Below are 16,548 nucleotides of genomic sequence, written 5' to 3' on the forward strand. Positions count from 1 at the left end.
AAGACGCCATGGGCATTTTGGAACTGTTGAAGCGGGGGATCGTGTATCTGGACGGCGGCATGGGCACGCTGCTCCAGGACCGGGGCCTGCGGCCGGGAGAGAGCCCGGAGACGTGGAACCTGACCCACCCGGAGGAGGTCGCTGCCATCCACCGGGCCTATTTTGACGCCGGCAGCCACGTGGTCTGCGCCAACACCTTCGGCGCCAATCCCCTGCGTTTTGAAAAGGACCGGCTGGAGCAGATTGTGGCGGCGGCAATGGACAATGTCCGCGCCGCCCGGGACAGCTCCGCCGGAACGCAGGAGAAGTTCGCGGCATTGGACATCGGGCCCTCCGGGCGGCTGCTGAAGCCCTACGGCGACCTGGACTTCGAGGACGCGGTGGCGGCTTTTGCCGAGACGGTGCGCCTGGGCGTGAAATACGGCGCGGACCTCATTTTGATCGAGACCATGAACGACAGCTACGAGACCAAGGCGGCACTGCTGGCCGCCAAGGAGAACAGTGATCTGCCGGTGTTCGTCTCCAACGCCTACGGCGAGGACGGCAAGCTCATGACCGGCGCCACCCCGGCGGCCATGACGGCCATGCTGGAGGGCATGGGGGCCGACGCCATCGGCGTCAACTGCTCCCTGGGCCCCAGGGCCCTGGCCCCGGTGGTGCGGGAGTACCTGCGCCGGGCCTCCGTGCCGGTGCTGCTGAAATCCAACGCGGGACTGCCCCGGGAGGAGAACGGCTGGGCGGTCTACGACGTGCCGCCGGAGGAGTTCGCCGCGGAGACGGCGGCCCTGATGCGGGAGGGTGTGCGCCTGGCCGGCGGCTGCTGCGGCACCACCCCGGCGTATATCGAGACGCTGGTGCGGCGGACGAAAGACCTGGTGCCGCCGCCGGTGGAGCCCAAGCACCTGACCTGCGTGTCCTCCTACACCCACGCCGTGGACTTCGGAGACGATCCGGTGCTGATCGGCGAGCGGATCAACCCCACCGGCAAGAAGCGGTTCAAGGAGGCCCTGCGCGCCGGCGACATGGACTACATCCTCACCGAGGGCATCCGACAGCAGGACAAGGGCGTCCAGGTGCTGGACGTGAACGTGGGTCTGCCGGAGATCGACGAGCCCGCGGTGCTGGAGGAGACGGTGTGCCGTCTCCAGGCGGTGGTGGACCTGCCGCTCCAGATCGACACCTCCGACCCCATCGCCATGGAGCGCGCCCTGCGCCGCTATAACGGCAAGGCCATGCTGAACTCCGTCAACGGCAAGGAGGAGAGCATGGCGGCGGTATTTCCCCTGGCGAAGAAGTACGGCGGCGTGGTGGTGGCCCTGACCCTGGACGAGAGCGGCATCCCGGAGACGGCGGAGGGCCGCCTGGCCATCGCGGAGCGGATCCTCGCCCGGGCGGCGGAGTACGGCATCGGCCGGGAGGACATCATCTTCGACCCCCTGGCCATGGCGGTCAGCGCCGCGCCGGACGCCGCGAAGGTGACTCTGGAGTCTCTGGGCCTGATCCGGGACCATCTGGGCTGCCGGACCTCCCTGGGCGTGTCCAACGTGTCCTTCGGCCTGCCGGGCCGGGAGGGCGTCAACGCCGCCTTTTTCGCCCTGGCGCTGGGCCGGGGCCTGTCGGCGGCCATCATGAACCCTTTCTCCGCCGCCATGCTGCGGACCTACCACGCCAGCCGGGCCCTGCTGGGTCTGGACGAGAACTGCGCCGGCTATATCGGCTTTGCCGCGCAGGACGTGCCGGAGGCCCCGATGGCCGCATCGGCTGCCGCCGCCGCGCCCCGGCAGCCGGACGAGTTCCGCTCCGCCCTCCAGCGGGCGGTGGTGAAGGGCCTGAAGGACCAGGCGGCGGCCGCCACCCGGTCCCTGCTGGAGACCGTGGAGCCCCTGGAGATCGTCCGGCAGGAGATCATCCCGGCCCTGGACATCGTGGGCAAGGGCTTTGAGGACAAGACCATTTACCTTCCCCAGCTGCTCATGAGCGCCGAGGCTGCCAAGGGCGCCTTCGAGGAGATCAAGACCGCCCTGTCCGCCCGGAAGGGGGAGACGGCGGCCAAGTGTCCCTTCGTCATCGCCACGGTCCGGGGGGACATCCACGATATCGGTAAGAACATCGTCAAGCTCCTGCTGGAAAACTACGGCTTCGCTGTCACGGACCTGGGCCGGGACGTGCCGCCGGAGACGGTGGTGGAGGCGGTGCAGCGGCTCCACGCGCCCCTTGCGGGCCTCAGCGCGCTGATGACCACCACGGTGCCCGCCATGGAGGAGACCATCCGGCTGCTGCGCCGGGACGCCCCCTGGTGCAAAGTGGTGGTGGGCGGCGCCGTACTGACCCAGGAGTACGCCGACCGCATCGGCGCCGACAAATACGCCAAGGACGCCATGGAGACGGTCCGCTACGCCGAGGAGATCGCCGCGGCCCTGGAAGAGGCGTAAGCGCAAAACACCGGACATGCCTGGCATGTCCGGTGTTTTGCGTCTATTGGGCGCCATACCGCCGCAGCAGCCGGTCCAGCAGCCGGTACAGGGGGCGGAAGAGCAGCAGGCACAGGACAAAGTTCCCGCCGCAGTGGATCAGATCGAACCCCAGGCCTGCCAGCCAGTAGCTCACCGCCGCCGCGGCGCCGCCAGCAGCCAGGTACGGCAGGGCGCACAGGGCGCCGAAGGAGAGCCCGAAGAAGCCGGAGACGATCGCCCAGAACAGGGCGGGGGCCTCCGTCCGCCGCAGAAGCAGGACGGCGCCCGCCAGAACGGCCCACACATAGAGATAGCTGACCCACCAGAGGCCGAAGCCGTACAGGCATCCCTCCAGCAGCACGAAGGCATAGAGGATCCAAAACACCTGCCGCCCCAGCAGCAGCGCGTACAGGATCACCAGCAGGCTGACCAGCTCCACATTGGGCAGGGCCGCCAGGGCCACTTGGCTCCCCAGCAGCACCGCCGTCAGGATCCCCAGCAGGGCCAGCCGCCGGGCGTTCGGGCCGCCCACTCAGTACCCTTCCGTCAGGGTCAGCTCGTACTGCTCCCCGTCGGCGATGGGGGTTTGGTCCGCGCCGGTGGAGAGCATCTCCCCGGAGCGGGTGATGCACCACCACTGCTGTAGGCTGTCGTCCGCCGTCTCGCCGTCCACGGTGGTGATGAACAGGCCGTAGGCGCTCTCCGTGCCCTCTGCCAGCTCATTTTCCACCAGCACTTCCCCCAGGTACTCCGCGTCGGTTTGATACTGGAAGGTGGTCTCAGTGCCGTCCCCGTGGACCACCACCACGTCGATGGTCTTGGCGCCCTCCGCCGTCTCCGGCCGGGTCTGGATGTACAGCACGGCGGCCAGCAGACAGGCCAGCACCAGCGCGCCGCAGCCGATCAGCAATTTCTTTTTCATGGGGATCCTCCCTCTGCTCCGCCTCCCGGCGGGCGCTCTTTTTTCTCTGCCGATTATAGCAGAAAAGCCCCGGGGCCTCAACGGGGAATTTGGGCGGAAAAGCGCCGCGGGAGCAACGCTCCCGCGGCGCGGCAGTTGACCGTTCAGCGGCTCTGCATCCGGTCTACGTGGTCCCGAATGGCGGCAAAGCTCTCGGCGCTGATGACGTGCTCGATGCGGCAGGCGTCCTCCGCCGCCACCTTGGGATCCACGCCCAGGGCCGTCAGCCAGGTGGAGAGGAAGGTGTGCCGCTCGTAGATCCGCTGGGCGATCTCCTCTCCGGCGGCGGTGAGGGTGATGTGTCCCAGCTCGTCTACCTCGATGCAGCCGTTTTCCCGCAGGTTTTTCATGGCCACGCTGACGCTGGGCTTAGAGAACTCCAGCTCCGCCGCGATGTCGATGGAGCGGACATAGCCGTTGCGTTCCCGCAGGATCAGGATGGTCTCCAGATAGTTTTCAGCGGATTCTTGGATCTTCACGACGGCGACTTCCTTTCGGCTGGATTTGAGTTTATCTATTCTACCACAAGCCCCGGCTGCTTTGCAAGGGAAAACGGCTCAGATCCGGGCCACGCCGGAGCTGTGCGCAGCCTGCTTGACGGCGGCGGCCACGGCGGTCTTGACCCGGGGATCGAAGGCGGCGGGGATGATATAGTCGGCGGAGAGCTTGTCCGGTCCGATCAGGTCTGCCAGGGCGTGGGCGGCGGCGATCTTCATCTCGTCGTTGATGTCGCTGGCCCGGGCGTCCAGAGCGCCCCGGAAGATGCCCGGGAAGGCCAGGACGTTGTTGATCTGGTTGGGGAAGTCGCTGCGGCCGGTGGCCACCACCGCGGCACCGCCGGCCTTGGCCTCATCGGGGAAGATCTCCGGCGTGGGGTTGGCGCAGGCGAAGATGACGGCGCCCCGGTTCATGGTCTGCACCATCTCCCGGGTCACGACGCCGGGAGCGGAGACGCCGATGAACACGTCCGCGCCCCGCAGCACCTCCGCCAGGGAGCCGGTGCGGCCGGCGGGATTGGTGACCTGGGCCATCTCCTCCTTGATCCAGTTGAGGCCCTCCCGTCCGGCGTAGATGGCGCCCCTGCGGTCGCACAGCGTCACGTCCCGGGCCCCGGCGGAGAGCAGCAGCTTGGTGATGGAGACGGCGGCAGCACCGGCGCCGTTGATGACGATGCGGACCTCCTCCAGCTTCTTGTTTACCACCTTCAGGGCATTGGTCAGGCCTGCCAGGGTGATGACGGCGGTGCCGTGCTGGTCGTCATGGAAGATGGGGATGTCGCAGCGCTCCTTCAGCTTGCGCTCGATCTCAAAGCACCGGGGGGCGGAGATGTCCTCCAGGTTCACGCCGCCGAAGGAGCCGGCCAGCAGCGCCACGGTGTTGACGATGTCGTCCACGTCGTGGCTGCGGACGCACAGGGGGATGGCGTCCACGCCGCCGAAGGCCTTGAACAGCACGCACTTGCCCTCCATGACGGGCATACCGGCTTCGGGCCCGATGTCGCCCAGCCCCAGCACGGCGGAGCCGTCGGTGACCACGGCCACGGTGTTCCATCGGCGGGTGAGCTCATAGCTTTTGGTGACATCTTTTTGGATTTCCAGACAGGGCTGGGCCACGCCGGGGGTGTAGGCCAGGGACAGGGCGTCCTTGGAGTTGACCTCCGCCCGAGGCACCATTTCCAGTTTGCCCTTCCATTCATAGTGCAGACGCAGAGATTCTTTCGCGTAATCCATTCGTGTTGCTCCTCCTGCTCAAGAATTGCCGGCGGCGAAGGCCGCTGAGTTTTCTCCATTTTACGAAAAAGCCGGGGGGATGTCAATTCGTACCAGCTGCTTTCCGGCGGCGTGAGGGAAAAATACCTGTGTATTTGGAAAAAAACCTTGTAATCCAGGACCTTCCATGGCAAAATAGAGAAAAGGAGGGATCCATATGCGCATTTCCACACGGGGGCGGTACGCCCTGCGGCTGATGACCGATGTGGCGCTGCACGGAGGAGCGGGGTATGTCTCCTTGAAAGACGTGGCGTCCCGGCAGGAACTGTCGGTCAAGTATCTGGAGCAGATTGCGGGCCTTCTTGGGAAGGCCGGATTCCTCCGCAGCGGACGGGGCGCTCAGGGCGGCTACCGCCTGACCCGGGACCCGGTGGAGTACACCGTGGGCAGCATCCTGCGGCTGACGGAGGGGGAACTGACGCCGGTGGCCTGTCTGGAAGAGAAGGCGGACAACGTCTGCGGCCGGTGCAACATCTGCGCCGCCAGGGACTTCTGGGCGGGACTGTATGCCGTGGTCAACGAATATGTGGACCGTTTCACTCTGGCAGACCTGGTCCGGACGGCCAGGGAGAAAAATGGGATAGCTGCTCTTTGAAGAATCAGCAGCGCCCCGGATGGCAGATGCCATCCGGGGCGCTGTCTTTTTGAAATCACCCTGGCAGGGAGGCGCAGTCGGCCGGGCCGCCGGTCAGCATCTCCAGCCCGTGGGCCAGGGCGGGCAGCACTGCCTCCAGGTTCTCTCTGGCCGCCTTGGGAGAGCCGGGGAGATTGACGATCAGGGCCTTTCCGCGGATGCCCGCCGCCGCCCGGGACAGCATGGCCCGGGGCGTCACCTGCAAAGAGGCATAGCGCATGGCCTCGGGGATACCCGGCGTGAGGCGCTGGCACACGGCGATGGTGGCCTCCGGTGTCACGTCCCGGGGAGAGAATCCGGTGCCGCCGGTGGTGAGGATCAGGTCCGCTACCCCCTCGTCGCTCCACTGGCGCAAAATGGCCTCGATCCGGGGGCCCTCGTCGGGCACGATCAGCGTTCGGGTCACGTCGTACCCGGCCGCCTGCAAAAGCTCCGCCACCAGCGGGCCCGCCGTGTCCGGCCGCTGGCCCTGGGAACTGCGGTCGCTGACGGTCAACACCGCCGCTTTGAACATGGGGATTCCTCCTTTGTACTGTGAACGGCGGTCCGCTCCGCCGGGAGCCGCCGCTGCCGGCGGCTGTTGGTTCCATTATAGGGGGTCCGGTCCGGCAGGTCAAGGAAAAGGGGCGTTCAGAATGTTCCCTTGTGGCGACGCCGCCAGGGGCGGAAGGCGCAGGCGGTCGCGGCCAGCAGCGCGGCAAAGCCGGCCAGAAGCAGCAGGTCCCCGGCCTGCATCAATAAATATGTTCCCTGCCCGAAAGAAAGGCTGGGGCTTTGATATAACTGCGTATATCCCCAGCTTTTCAGGGCGTTCAGCCCCACAATCGCGGCCCAGCCGATCCCCAGAAGAATAAAATTTCGGGGGCAGGGCTCCAAGCGGACATGGCGGAACGAGCGGATGGTGGCTGCGAACATCACCAGCATCACGATCAGCTGGCCCCAGGAAACGAGGAGCCCGGTGTAGTTCATCTCCGGCGTGAAGGAGAAGGTCAGCATCGTCAGCTGCCAGGTGATGCCCGTTCCCCAGCGAAGGTAGAGCTCCACCAGGAGATACACCGTCCAGGCGCACCAGAGGCCCGGCCGCTTTTTCGCCAGGAAGCAGATGGCGCCGCACAGCAGGAAGGGGACACACAGGATGAGCCCCGTCAGGACGCCGCCCGCCGCGGTGCATACCAGGAGCGTCAGGAAGGCCATGCAGAACAGGATGATGCCGGCGATCTTCCGGCTGGGCAGTCCGGCGGGGCCTGGCGCCTGCACGGCGGCTTCCGGAGCGGCGCTGTCTCCCGGATGCGGGGGAGCCTCCCCGGTCACCAGCTCGTCCAGGGTCACGTCAAAGACCCGGCTCAGCTTGACGAGCTTGTCCAGGTCCGGGACGCTGCCGTCCGTCTCCCACTTGCTGACGGACTGGCGGGACACGTCCAGCAGCTCCGCCAGGTCCCCCTGGGACAGGTGCTTTTCCGCCCGCAGGCGGCTGATGTTGGTTCCAAGGCTCATGGTCCATCCTCCTTTTGTTCCCCCTCAGTATAGAGAATGTGAGGGCAGAAGTCCACCAAGGGGCCTTGAAAATTTAGCAACCGCCGGTTGCACCTCCGGAAAAAGGCCCCTCGCCTTGACGGGGCGGGGCGGGGGGTGTTATTCTATGAAAAAAAGAACGGGGAGGCGCTGCCATGGCTTTGGCAAAGCTGCTGGGCATCCGGCCCGGCGTCACCGCCGTCATCGGCGGCGGTGGCAAGACCACGCTGCTGCGGACCCTGGGGGAGGAGCTGGCGGCGGGCGGAAAGCAGGTGCTGCTGTGCACCACCACCAAGATCCTGCCCTTTCCCGGTCTGCCCTGCGCCCGGACGGGGGCGGAGCTGGAGGCCCTGCGCCGGGAACACCGGCTGCTGTGCGCCGGGACCCTGCTCCCGGATACGGGCAAGCTGACCGCACCGGAGACGCCCATGGCGGAACTGGCGGCGCAGTTCGGCTATGTGCTGGTGGAGGCCGACGGCGCCGCCCACCGGCCCCTGAAGGCCCACGCGCCCCACGAGCCGGTGATCCCGGCGGAGGCGAACCAGACCATCTGCGTGGTGGGTGCCTCCGGATTCGACCAGCCCATCGCCGATGCTGCCCACCGGCCAGAGCGGTATGCCGCCCTGGCGGGCGCGGCGGAGACGGCGGAGGCCACGCCGGAGACCGAGGCGGCGGTGCTGCGGGCGGAGGCCCTGCACACGAGAGTTTATGTCAACCAAGTGGAGACGCTGTGGGACCTGGCGGACGCCAAGGCCCTGGCGGCGCTGCTGGAGTGCCCGGTCCTGGCGGGCAGCTTACAGAGAGGGGAGTATTTTCCATGCTGACAGTGATTCGGGGCGCCGGAGATCTGGCCACCGGCGTGGCCCTGCGGCTGTGGCGGGCCCATATCCGGGTGGTGATGACCGACATCCCCGCCCCCACCGCCATCCGGCGGACGGTGTGCTTTTCCCAGGCCATCGTCCACGGGGAGACCACGGTGGAGGATGTGACGGCCCGCCGGGCGGAGGGGCCGGAGGAGGCCCTGGCGCTGCTGGAGACGGGCGTCATCCCGGTCCTGGCGGACCCGGCGGGGGCCTGCATCCCGGTGCTGAAGCCGGACGCGGTGGTGGACGCTATCCTGGCCAAGAAAAACTTAGGCACCAAGATTACCGACGCGCCGGTGGTCATCGGTGTGGGCCCCGGGTTCACTGCCGGGGAGGACTGCCACGCGGTGGTGGAGACCATGCGGGGCCACTACCTGGGCCGGGTGATCCATGAGGGGAGCGCCATTCCCAATACCGGCATCCCCGGTCTCATCGGCGGTTTCGCCGGAGAGCGGGTGCTGCGCGCCCCGGCGGACGGTGTGTTCCGTCAGCTGCTGGACATCGGCGCCCAGGTGAAGATGGGGGACGTGGCCGCCACGGTGGAGGGCGTCCCCATGATCTGCACCCTGGACGGGGTGCTGCGGGGCATCCTGGCTGACGGCACGCCGGTCCACAAGGGCATGAAGGCCGGGGACATCGACCCCCGGTGTGAGATCAAACACTGCTACTGCGCCAGCGACAAGGCCCTGGCGGTGGGCGGCGGCGTGCTGGAGGCGGTTTTGGCTCTGACCGGAGCGCTGAAAGAGGTACGGTGAGAGCATGGCCGGCATTCTGATCGAACGGGGCGGCTATCTCCGGGAGATCCTCCGGCTGCTGGGCGCCTCTGCCTGGGACTGCCAGTGGCTCATCACGGGGCTGGAGTGCTACCAGGCTTCGGGATGGCCGGGCTGTGAGAAGTGGAACCAGGAGGCGGCGCTCATCCCCAATGAGGACCTGCTCCGGGACATCGAGGCCCGGGACATGCAATTCGTGTGGGGGATCTTTTCCGCCATCCCGGCCCGGTATACCCGGGAGGAGATCCTCTCCCATCCCATGCCGGACTTTTGGGATACGGACGGCCGCAGCCGCTGCCTGCGGGAACACCTGCTGCCCCAGCATCCTTTGGCGTTTTTGGAGATCTACTCCGAGGACAGCAGCACCGTCACCGTGATCGCACCCCAGCCGGAGATCCTCCGGCCTCTCTATGGCCTGGACTGCTGGACGGAGGACGCAGAGGAGCAGAACCGCCGTTTTCTGGCGTTGGAGGCCGTCACGGAGCGGCTGGTCCGGGAGAGGGGATACGGTGCCATGGACGCGTATGCCCGCCGGAATTTGACCGGACTGCTGTGGCGCGGCCTGTACCATCACCGGCCGGAGCGGCCGGTCTGTGAGGAAGAGATCGAGACGGCGTATCTGCGCCTTTGGAAAGGAGAACGATGATGGCTGAGAACGAAGTGAAGCTGACGAAACTGGCCAAGTGTGCCGGGTGCGGCGCCAAGGTGGGAGCGGGGGTGCTGTCCCAGCTGCTGGAGGGCATCCGGGTCCACCAGGACCCCAATCTGCTGGTGGGCTTTGACAAGAGCGACGACGCCAGCGTCTACAAGGTCAGCGACGATCTGGCCCTGGTCCAGACGGTGGACTTCTTCCCGCCCATCGCCGACGACCCCTATCTCTTCGGACAGATCGCCGCCACCAACGCCCTCAGCGACGTGTACGCCATGGGCGGCGAGCCCAAGCTGTGCTTGAACATCATGGCAGTGCCGGAGTCCATGCCCAAAGACGCCGTCCACCAAATGCTCCGGGGCGGCTACGACAAGGTCTATGAGGCCGGGGCCCTCATCACCGGCGGTCACAGTATCCTGGACGACGAGCCCAAGTACGGCCTGGCGGTTACCGGCTTCGTCCACCCGGACCGGGTGCTGACCAACTCCGGGGCAAAGCCCGGGGACGTGCTGCTGTTCACCAAGCCTCTGGGCATCGGCGTGCTCTCCACCGCCCAGAAGGCGGAGATGCTCTCTCCCGAAGGGGAGGTCCTGGCCTACCGGCTCATGACCACCCTCAACAAGTCCGCCCGGGACGCCATGGTGAAGTACCGCGTCCACGCCTGTACCGATGTGACCGGCTTTGGCCTCCTGGGCCACGCCTGCGAGATGGCCCAGGGCAGCGACGTGGACCTGGAGCTCCGTGTGGCGGACATCGACCTGATCCCAGAGGCGGCGTCCCTGGCACAGATGGGTATTCTCCCTGCCGGTATGTACCGCAACCGGACCTTCGCGGAGCCGGAGGTGGACCCGGGGGAGACGGAGCTGTGGCAGCAGGACCTGCTGTACGACCCCCAGACTGCCGGCGGGTTGCTGATGGCCGTGGACCCGGCGGACGCCGACGCCCTCTATCAGGAGCTGAAAGCGTGCGTCCCCAGCGCCCAGCGGATCGGCACCGTGCTGCCCCACGGCGGCGGCAGGCGGATCTTCCTTCGGTGACAATAAAAAGGGCCCGGGCAGCCAAGCAGCTGTCCGAGCCCTTTTTCTGATGTGCGCTCAAAGACGCCTGGCCTGCAGGCTGAGCAGATCTTTTCCCAGCAATTCCGTTCTGACGGATTCGCCGGGGACCGTTTCCCGCAGAACCAGCTTTACCTTTATGGGCGCCTTGGAGACCGGCTCCGCCGACAGGACCTCCGGGGCCTCCGGAGTGACGGGAGTCTCCGCCAGCGGCGGTACCTGCCAGCGGAAGAGACTGTATCCGTAGAGGTGATTGGTTTGGACCTCCTGTCGGAAGCGGAGCGTCAGCAATTCGCTGACCGTCACCAGCTGATATCCCTGCTCCAGCAGCCAGGGCACCAGAATCCGGGTGGCCTCCACGGTGGTATCGTAGATGCTGTGGAGCAGAATCACCTGTCCGTCCAAATTTCCGAAGTTCTGTACGGAGGATACGATCTTTTCCGTGTTCCGGTTCAGCCAGTCCTCGGTATCGATGGACCAGGTGACCAGAGCCCGCCCGGAGCTGGTTTTCAGCGCCTGATTGATGGACCCGTAGGGTGGACGCAGCAGCGTGGGGGCCTGGCCCAGCACCTGGGTAAACAGCTCGTCCGCTGCCGCCAGATCTGCCTGAATGGCCTCTTGGCTCATCTTGCCCAGGTCTGCATGGCGATAGGAGTGGCTGCCGATCTCACAGCCCATGTCCACTGCCCGACGGACGGCGTCCGGGTCCTTGTGCAGGTTCGTGGCCACTTCAAAGAAGGTGGCCACCGTCCGGTTTTCCTCTAGAATGTCCAGGATCTGATCTGTGTACTCGGCGTGGGGACCGTCGTCGAAGGTCAGGGCCACCATGGGCCGGCTGGGGTCCAGAACCCGTTCCGGGGCGGCGGGGTCCTCTGGCGCGGAGGGCTCTTCCGGAGCGGAGGGCGCCTCTGCCGTGGGGGTATCCTCCGGGATCACCGGCTCTTCTGGGAGCAGGGACGCCGCGCCCAGGGAGGCCTTGGACGCGGGATCGTGCTCGGCCTCCCGGACGGGGTCGGTGATCCCGGCCTCGCCGGACTGGGCGGTGACGTGCTCCTCCGTAGCGGTGACGGTCCGGTCACGGGCTGTCCGAGGGCCTGCGGCACAGGCGGTCAGGGATAGAACGAGGAAAAGAGAGAGGAGTTGTTTCATGGTCGCAGACCCGCTTTCGTCAGATTTCAACTTTATCATACCGAAAGGGATAGGGGAAATCAGGACAAAACGGATACAAAATGCCGCTGAAAAATAACAAAAGAAACAAGAATGACAAAAAATGCCACTCCGTCGGAGCGGCATTTTTTGAGGGGAGAGTCAAAGACGGTCGTCCTTTTCTTCTGCGTACCAGAGGTTCCAGGTCTGCCGGTAAACCTCTGCTGCCTGGGGAGTGTGGCAGACCATGCGTACCTGTCGGGGCAAGTCGTTTTCCGACAAAAAGTCCATGATGGCCCGCAATGCCACGGTGGCTGCCTGGGCCATGGGGTAACCGTAGACGCCGGTGGAGATGGAGGGAAAGTCCACCGTCTCAATCCCGTGGTCCCGGGCCAGGGTCAGGCAGGCGCGGTAGCAGGAGGCCAGCACCGCTGCCTCGCCGCGCTCCCCGCCCCGCCAGATGGGGCCGGGGGTGTGGAGGACGTATTTAGCGGGGAGGCGGTAGCCCTTCGTCAGCTTGGCCTGGCCCGTCTCGCAGCCGTCCAGGGTCCGGCATTCTGCCAGCAGCTCGGGACCTGCGGCGGTATGGATGGCGCCATCCACCCCGGAACCGCCCAGCAGCGTGGTGTTGGCGGCGTTGACGATGGCCTCCGCGTCGGAGCGGGTGATGTCGCCAACGATGATATCGAACCGTCTCATAAAAATACCTCCATCCTGCCGCTGGGAAGCGGCTTGCTTTTCTTTCAGTATACCGGCCCCGGCGGGAAAAACAAGGGAAAATCTTGAGCACCGAAGTCGAATGTGGTATGATGGGACCGGAAATGCAGACAGACCCAGCGGGAAGAAAGGAGATCTTATGGCAAAACAGGTTCCCTCCTATACCGGGACGCTCCGCAGCCACTCATTGACGCTGCCGCCATGTATCAGTGAGTGCAGCGGCATTCGGATCTTTGGGCGGCGGATCAAGTCCCTGGCCTTTTCCACCGACGTGGCCATTATCAAGAATATCAACGCCGACGCCATCATCGCCGTCTACCCCTTCACGCCCCAGCCGGTCATTGCCCAGGCCATCATCAGCGTGTCGGATGTGCCGGTGTTCGTGGGCGTAGGCGGCGGCATCACAACGGGGACGCGGTCCGTACGGCTGGCGGTCCAGGCGGAGCACCAGGGCGCCTACGGCGTGGTCCTCAATGCCCCCACCTCCAACGAGGTGATCCGGGAGATCAAGGGCGAGGTGGACCTGCCGGTGGTAGTGACGGTGGTCTCCGCCCACACCGACATCCGCAGCCGTTTGGAGGCCGGAGCGGACATCCTGAACGTCTCCGGCGCCGCGGCCACCCCGGAGATCGTGGCGGAGATCCGCCGGGATTTTCCCGAGGTGCCCATCATCGCCACCGGCGGCCCCACGGAGGAGAGCATCCTGCGCACCATCCGGGCCGGCGCCAATGCAGTGACCTATACGCCGCCCACCAACGGCGCGCTGTTTGCCAAGATCATGGAGCAGCACCGGCAGACGTTTTGACTGGTCCCGGATCGAACGGACTCCGGCTGCCTGAATGAAAAAGCGATGAGAGAATACCAGCTTGCCGGGTTCCCGGGTTCGGCTGCTGCCTGCGCTATGTTGACCTTCCGGGGGAGGAGACCTCATTCATGGTCTGGGCTGCGCGGGATCGTTTGACTATCCGGAGGTCGCGGCACAGGCTGTGCTTGCAAAGCACCGGCGGATCCTGGTGGATCTGCTGGGGGCGGGGTACAGCGGCAGCCCCCCAGAGTTTGATTACAGCATGCCTGCTCATGCGGCGTATCTGAAAGAATTTGTTGACGGTCTGGGCGTGCGGGACGTTGTCCTGTTCGGACACAGTCTGGGCGGCCCGGTAGCGATCGAATTGGCGAGGCTCTGCGGGAGCCGCGTGCGCACTCTGGTCCTCAGCGAGGCCAATCTGGATCCCAGCCGGGGGGCAGCGGCAGCTATCAGATCGCACAGCTGCCCGAGGAGGAATTTGCCGGGACCGGAATGGATGCGCTGATCGCGGAAAGCAGGGCGTGCGGAAACACCATGTGGGCTGCCGCACTGTTCCGTTGCGCTCCCTGCGCGGTGCACCGGCTGCCCAGATGCGCGCTCCGCGGCGGAGACCCGCTGTGGCGGACGGCACTGTATGAACTGCCGGTGCAAAAGGGATTTGTTTTCGGAGAGCGGTCTCTGCCGGATGCAGATTATGAGGAGCTGCGGAGGCATGGTATCCGCGTTGAGACCGTGCCGTCCGCGGGCCATTCCATGGCGTGGGAGAATCCCGCGGGATTGGCGATCGCCATTTCCAGGTGCCTGTGAGAGAACGGCTGCTGTTCCGGTATGGACCGCCGCAGTTTGACGGCGGAAGTGATTGGGAAAGGAACTTGAAGAGATGACAAGGATCCTGTTTGTCTGCCACGGCAATATCTGCCGCAGCCCTATGGCGGAATTTGTGATGAAGGACCTGGTGGCCGCCGCAGGAGCGGCGGACCGGTTCGAAATCGCCTCCGCCGCCACCAGTGCCGAGGAGATTGGAAACGGCGTCTATCCCCCTGCCCGGCAGGAGCTGGCCCGGCACGGCATCGGATGCGCCGGTCACGCCGCCCGCCGCATCCGCCGGGAGGACTATGACCGTTACGACTATCTGATCGGCATGGACCGGGCTAATCTCGCCAACATGCGCCGGATGTGGGACGGCGACCCGGCGGGCAAGGTCCACGCCCTGCTGGAGTTTGCCGGCCGGGGCGGGGAGGATGTGGCGGACCCCTGGTACACCGGGGATTTCAAAGCCACCTGGCGGGATGTACTGTCCGGCTGCCAGGGGCTGCTGCAGCGGCTGGAAGAACAGAGATAAAGCAAAACGGCCCGGGGGCGCAGTGCGCTCCCGGGCTGTTTGTCTTTCAGGAAAGGCCGGTGATTGTTCCGCTGTTGTCCAGATCGATCTGCTGGGCGCAGGGGGCCTTGGGAAGCCCCGGCATGGTCAGCACGTTTCCGGCCAGCGCCACCAGGAACCCGGCGCCCGCGGAGACCTTGATGTTCCGCACCGTCACCTGGAAGCCGGAGGGAGCTCCCAGCAGGGACTGGTCGTCGGAGAAGGAGTAGGGGGTCTTGGCGATGCACACCGGGCAGCCGCCGAAGCCCAGCTCCGTCAGGTGGGCCGCCTGCCGCTGGGCCTCCGGCGTCAGCACCGCCCGGCTGCCCCGGTAGACTTTGCGGACGATGGCGTCCAGCTTTTCCTGGATGGTCTGGTCGCTGTCGTAGGCGAAGGTGAACCGGCCCTCGCCGCTGTCGCAGAGGCTCACCACCTCTTCCGCCAGCTGAAGGCCGCCCTGCCCGCCCTTTTCGTAGACCTCGGACAGCGCAACCCGGACGCCCAGGTTCCGGCACCGGTCCCGGATCAGGTCCAGCTCTGCGGCGGAGTCTGTGGGGAAGCGGTTGATGGCCACCACTGTGGGCAGGCCGTAGACCTGGGTCATGTTCTCCACATGGCGCAGCAGGTTGGGCAGGCCCCGCTCCAGCGCCGCCGTATCCGGCTTGCCCAGGTCCGCCCGGGCGGCGCCGCCGTGGTGCTTCAGCGCCCGGACCGTGGCTACCACCACGCAGGCGTCGGGCCGCAGGCCCGCCATGCGGCACTTGATGTCCAGGAACTTCTCCGCGCCCAGATCGGCGCCGAAGCCGGCCTCCGTGACGGCGTAGTCGCCCAGCTTCATGGCCATGCGGGTAGCCATGACGGAGTTGCAGCCATGGGCGATGTTTGCGAAGGGGCCGCCGTGGATGAAGGTGGGGGTACCCTCCAGCGTCTGGACCAGATTGGGCTTGAGGGCGTCCCTCAGCAGGGCGGCCATGGCCCCGGCGGCCTGGAGATCCCCGGCGGTGACGGGCTTGCCGTCGAAGGTATAGCCCACGATGATCCGGGCCAGCCGGGTCTTGAGGTCCGCGATGGAGCTGGACAGGCACAGCACCGCCATGATCTCCGAGGCGGCGGTGATGTCGAAGCCGTCTTCCCGGGGAACGCCGTTGTTCTTGCCGCCCAGGCCTCCCACGATGGAGCGCAGCTGGCGGTCGTTCATGTCCAGCACCCGGCGCCACACTACCTGCTTGGGGTCCAGGCCCAGGGCGTTGCCCTGGAAGATGTGGTTGTCCACCATGGCAGAGAGAAGGTTGTTGGCGGCGGTGACGGCGTGGAGGTCGCCGGTGAAATGGAGGTTGATGTCCTCCATGGGGACCACCTGGGCATAGCCGCCGCCGGCGGCACCGCCCTTGACACCGAACACAGGACCCAGGGAGGGCTCCCGCAGGGCGATGACGGCGTTTTTGCCCATGCGCCGCAGGGCGTCGCCCAGGCCCACTGTGGTGGTGGTCTTGCCCTCGCCGGCGGGTGTGGGGTTGATGGCGGTCACCAGGATCAGCTTGCCGTAGGGACGGGTAGATTCCCGCAGAAGGCGGTGGTCCACCTTGGCCTTGTAGCGGCCGTAAGATTCCAGATAATCGGCGTCCACACCGGCTGTCTCAGCGATCTTGTCAATGGGCTGCAGCTGGCAGGACTGCGCGATTTCGATATCAGAGGGAATACTCATCATGTCATCTCCACCCTTGCGTCAGTTTTTCTTGGGCCCAAATGGGCGCGATATGAAGCCATTATAGAGGGTTTGCGGCCCGGCGTCCATAGGGGAGATAAAAAAACTCTGAGAGACGCGGAAACCTCTGCCGGAAGTCCGGGAGG

General features: G+C 65.9%; 17 protein-coding genes and 1 pseudogene. 9 read left to right on the plus strand and 9 right to left on the minus strand.

What is annotated here, in order from left to right; all coding sequences use genetic code 11:
- Positions 1-8 precede the first annotated feature (8 nt).
- Positions 9-2,432: a homocysteine S-methyltransferase family protein gene (locus KFE19_14650; GenBank protein ID QUO37592.1), complete on the plus strand. Its 2,424-nt coding sequence runs from the start codon at positions 9-11 to the stop codon at positions 2,430-2,432.
- Between the two features lie 43 nt (positions 2,433-2,475).
- Here KFE19_14650 and KFE19_14655 read toward each other — a convergent pair whose 3' ends face one another.
- The 4 genes from KFE19_14655 to KFE19_14670 form a co-directional block, all read right to left on the minus strand.
- Positions 2,476-2,985 (minus strand): hypothetical protein, encoded by a 510-nt coding sequence (locus KFE19_14655; GenBank protein ID QUO37593.1) that lies wholly within the window; start codon positions 2,983-2,985, stop codon positions 2,476-2,478.
- Positions 2,986-3,375, minus strand: a complete 390-nt coding sequence (locus KFE19_14660; protein QUO37594.1) for a DUF4430 domain-containing protein — start codon at positions 3,373-3,375, stop codon at positions 2,986-2,988.
- 143 nt (positions 3,376-3,518) lie between these two features.
- Entirely contained in the window at positions 3,519-3,893 is a 375-nt protein-coding gene (locus KFE19_14665; protein QUO37595.1) for a metal-dependent transcriptional regulator, read from the minus strand.
- A 78-nt stretch (positions 3,894-3,971) separates the two neighbouring features.
- The gene (locus tag KFE19_14670) at positions 3,972-5,144 is read right to left on the minus strand and encodes an NAD-dependent malic enzyme (protein QUO37596.1); all 1,173 of its coding nucleotides are present in this window, start codon (positions 5,142-5,144) and stop codon (positions 3,972-3,974) included.
- Positions 5,145-5,340: 196 nt separating this feature from the next.
- Between KFE19_14670 and KFE19_14675 the strand changes: the two genes are divergently transcribed.
- Positions 5,341-5,778 (plus strand): Rrf2 family transcriptional regulator, encoded by a 438-nt coding sequence (locus KFE19_14675; GenBank protein ID QUO37597.1) that lies wholly within the window; start codon positions 5,341-5,343, stop codon positions 5,776-5,778.
- A gap of 55 nt (positions 5,779-5,833) precedes the next feature.
- Here KFE19_14675 and KFE19_14680 read toward each other — a convergent pair whose 3' ends face one another.
- Together KFE19_14680 and KFE19_14685 are read right to left on the minus strand one after the other, a co-directional pair.
- A complete protein-coding gene (locus KFE19_14680) occupies positions 5,834-6,331 on the minus strand; it encodes a MogA/MoaB family molybdenum cofactor biosynthesis protein (protein ID QUO37598.1) in 498 nt (165 codons plus the stop codon).
- 116 nt (positions 6,332-6,447) lie between these two features.
- On the minus strand, positions 6,448-7,311 hold the full coding sequence (locus tag KFE19_14685; protein ID QUO37599.1) for a helix-turn-helix transcriptional regulator: 864 nt from the start codon (positions 7,309-7,311) through the stop codon (positions 6,448-6,450).
- 173 nt (positions 7,312-7,484) lie between these two features.
- On the opposite strand from KFE19_14685, the gene yqeC reads away from it, so the two are divergent.
- Genes yqeC through selD form a run of 4 tightly spaced genes read left to right on the plus strand, consistent with a single transcriptional unit; the run spans position 7,485 to position 10,651 of the window.
- On the plus strand, positions 7,485-8,153 hold the full coding sequence (gene yqeC, locus KFE19_14690; protein QUO37600.1) for a putative selenium-dependent hydroxylase accessory protein YqeC: 669 nt from the start codon (positions 7,485-7,487) through the stop codon (positions 8,151-8,153).
- Positions 8,147-8,947, plus strand: a complete 801-nt coding sequence (locus KFE19_14695) for an EF2563 family selenium-dependent molybdenum hydroxylase system protein (protein ID QUO37601.1) — start codon at positions 8,147-8,149, stop codon at positions 8,945-8,947. Before yqeC ends, KFE19_14695 begins: the two co-directional genes overlap by 7 nt.
- 4 nt (positions 8,948-8,951) lie before the next feature.
- Positions 8,952-9,611: a hypothetical protein gene (locus KFE19_14700; protein ID QUO37602.1), complete on the plus strand. Its 660-nt coding sequence runs from the start codon at positions 8,952-8,954 to the stop codon at positions 9,609-9,611.
- Complete coding sequence (gene selD / locus KFE19_14705) at positions 9,611-10,651, plus strand: selenide, water dikinase SelD (GenBank protein ID QUO37603.1); 1,041 nt, start codon at positions 9,611-9,613, stop codon at positions 10,649-10,651. The genes KFE19_14700 and selD overlap by 1 nt, the downstream gene beginning before the upstream one ends.
- Before the next feature lie 57 nt (positions 10,652-10,708).
- Here the strand turns inward: selD and KFE19_14710 are convergent, their stop codons facing one another.
- Both KFE19_14710 and KFE19_14715 read right to left on the minus strand, forming a co-directional pair.
- Positions 10,709-11,818, minus strand: a complete 1,110-nt coding sequence (locus tag KFE19_14710) for a polysaccharide deacetylase family protein (GenBank protein QUO37604.1) — start codon at positions 11,816-11,818, stop codon at positions 10,709-10,711.
- Positions 11,819-11,977: 159 nt separating this feature from the next.
- On the minus strand, positions 11,978-12,514 hold the full coding sequence (locus tag KFE19_14715) for an O-acetyl-ADP-ribose deacetylase (protein ID QUO37605.1): 537 nt from the start codon (positions 12,512-12,514) through the stop codon (positions 11,978-11,980).
- A gap of 157 nt (positions 12,515-12,671) precedes the next feature.
- On the opposite strand from KFE19_14715, the gene KFE19_14720 reads away from it, so the two are divergent.
- From KFE19_14720 to KFE19_14730, 3 genes and pseudogenes are all read left to right on the plus strand, one after another.
- A complete protein-coding gene (locus KFE19_14720) occupies positions 12,672-13,337 on the plus strand; it encodes a hydrolase (GenBank protein ID QUO37606.1) in 666 nt (221 codons plus the stop codon).
- A 53-nt stretch (positions 13,338-13,390) separates the two neighbouring features.
- A pseudogene (locus tag KFE19_14725) lies at positions 13,391-14,144 on the plus strand (alpha/beta hydrolase).
- Between the two features lie 73 nt (positions 14,145-14,217).
- Entirely contained in the window at positions 14,218-14,679 is a 462-nt protein-coding gene (locus KFE19_14730) for a low molecular weight phosphotyrosine protein phosphatase (GenBank protein QUO37607.1), read from the plus strand.
- Between the two features lie 46 nt (positions 14,680-14,725).
- Here KFE19_14730 and KFE19_14735 read toward each other — a convergent pair whose 3' ends face one another.
- Positions 14,726-16,402 carry a formate--tetrahydrofolate ligase gene (locus KFE19_14735; GenBank protein QUO39649.1) on the minus strand — a complete coding sequence of 559 codons (1,677 nt, stop codon included), beginning with the start codon at positions 16,400-16,402 and terminating at the stop codon, positions 14,726-14,728.
- Positions 16,403-16,548 lie beyond the last annotated feature (146 nt).

It is taken from the genome of Dysosmobacter sp. Marseille-Q4140 (assembly GCA_018228705.1).
Classification (GTDB): Bacteria; Bacillota; Clostridia; order Oscillospirales; family Oscillospiraceae; genus Oscillibacter.

Bases quoted from the DNA above. Each gene is read 5' to 3' on its own strand.
- KFE19_14730 (QUO37607.1), top strand. From the start codon at position 14,218: ATGACAAGGATCCTGTTTGTCTGCCACGGCAATATCTGCCGCAGCCCT.
- yqeC (QUO37600.1), top strand. From the start codon at position 7,485: ATGGCTTTGGCAAAGCTGCTGGGCATCCGGCCCGGCGTCACCGCCGTC.
- KFE19_14715 (QUO37605.1), bottom strand. From the start codon at position 12,514: ATGAGACGGTTCGATATCATCGTTGGCGACATCACCCGCTCCGACGCG.
- KFE19_14735 (QUO39649.1), bottom strand. From the start codon at position 16,402: ATGAGTATTCCCTCTGATATCGAAATCGCGCAGTCCTGCCAGCTGCAG.
- KFE19_14720 (QUO37606.1), top strand. From the start codon at position 12,672: ATGGCAAAACAGGTTCCCTCCTATACCGGGACGCTCCGCAGCCACTCA.
- KFE19_14700 (QUO37602.1), top strand. From the start codon at position 8,952: ATGGCCGGCATTCTGATCGAACGGGGCGGCTATCTCCGGGAGATCCTC.
- KFE19_14680 (QUO37598.1), bottom strand. From the start codon at position 6,331: ATGTTCAAAGCGGCGGTGTTGACCGTCAGCGACCGCAGTTCCCAGGGC.
- selD (QUO37603.1), top strand. From the start codon at position 9,611: ATGGCTGAGAACGAAGTGAAGCTGACGAAACTGGCCAAGTGTGCCGGG.
- KFE19_14650 (QUO37592.1), top strand. From the start codon at position 9: ATGGGCATTTTGGAACTGTTGAAGCGGGGGATCGTGTATCTGGACGGC.
- KFE19_14670 (QUO37596.1), bottom strand. From the start codon at position 5,144: ATGGATTACGCGAAAGAATCTCTGCGTCTGCACTATGAATGGAAGGGC.
- KFE19_14710 (QUO37604.1), bottom strand. From the start codon at position 11,818: ATGAAACAACTCCTCTCTCTTTTCCTCGTTCTATCCCTGACCGCCTGT.
- KFE19_14660 (QUO37594.1), bottom strand. From the start codon at position 3,375: ATGAAAAAGAAATTGCTGATCGGCTGCGGCGCGCTGGTGCTGGCCTGT.
- KFE19_14695 (QUO37601.1), top strand. From the start codon at position 8,147: ATGCTGACAGTGATTCGGGGCGCCGGAGATCTGGCCACCGGCGTGGCC.
- KFE19_14685 (QUO37599.1), bottom strand. From the start codon at position 7,311: ATGAGCCTTGGAACCAACATCAGCCGCCTGCGGGCGGAAAAGCACCTG.
- KFE19_14675 (QUO37597.1), top strand. From the start codon at position 5,341: ATGCGCATTTCCACACGGGGGCGGTACGCCCTGCGGCTGATGACCGAT.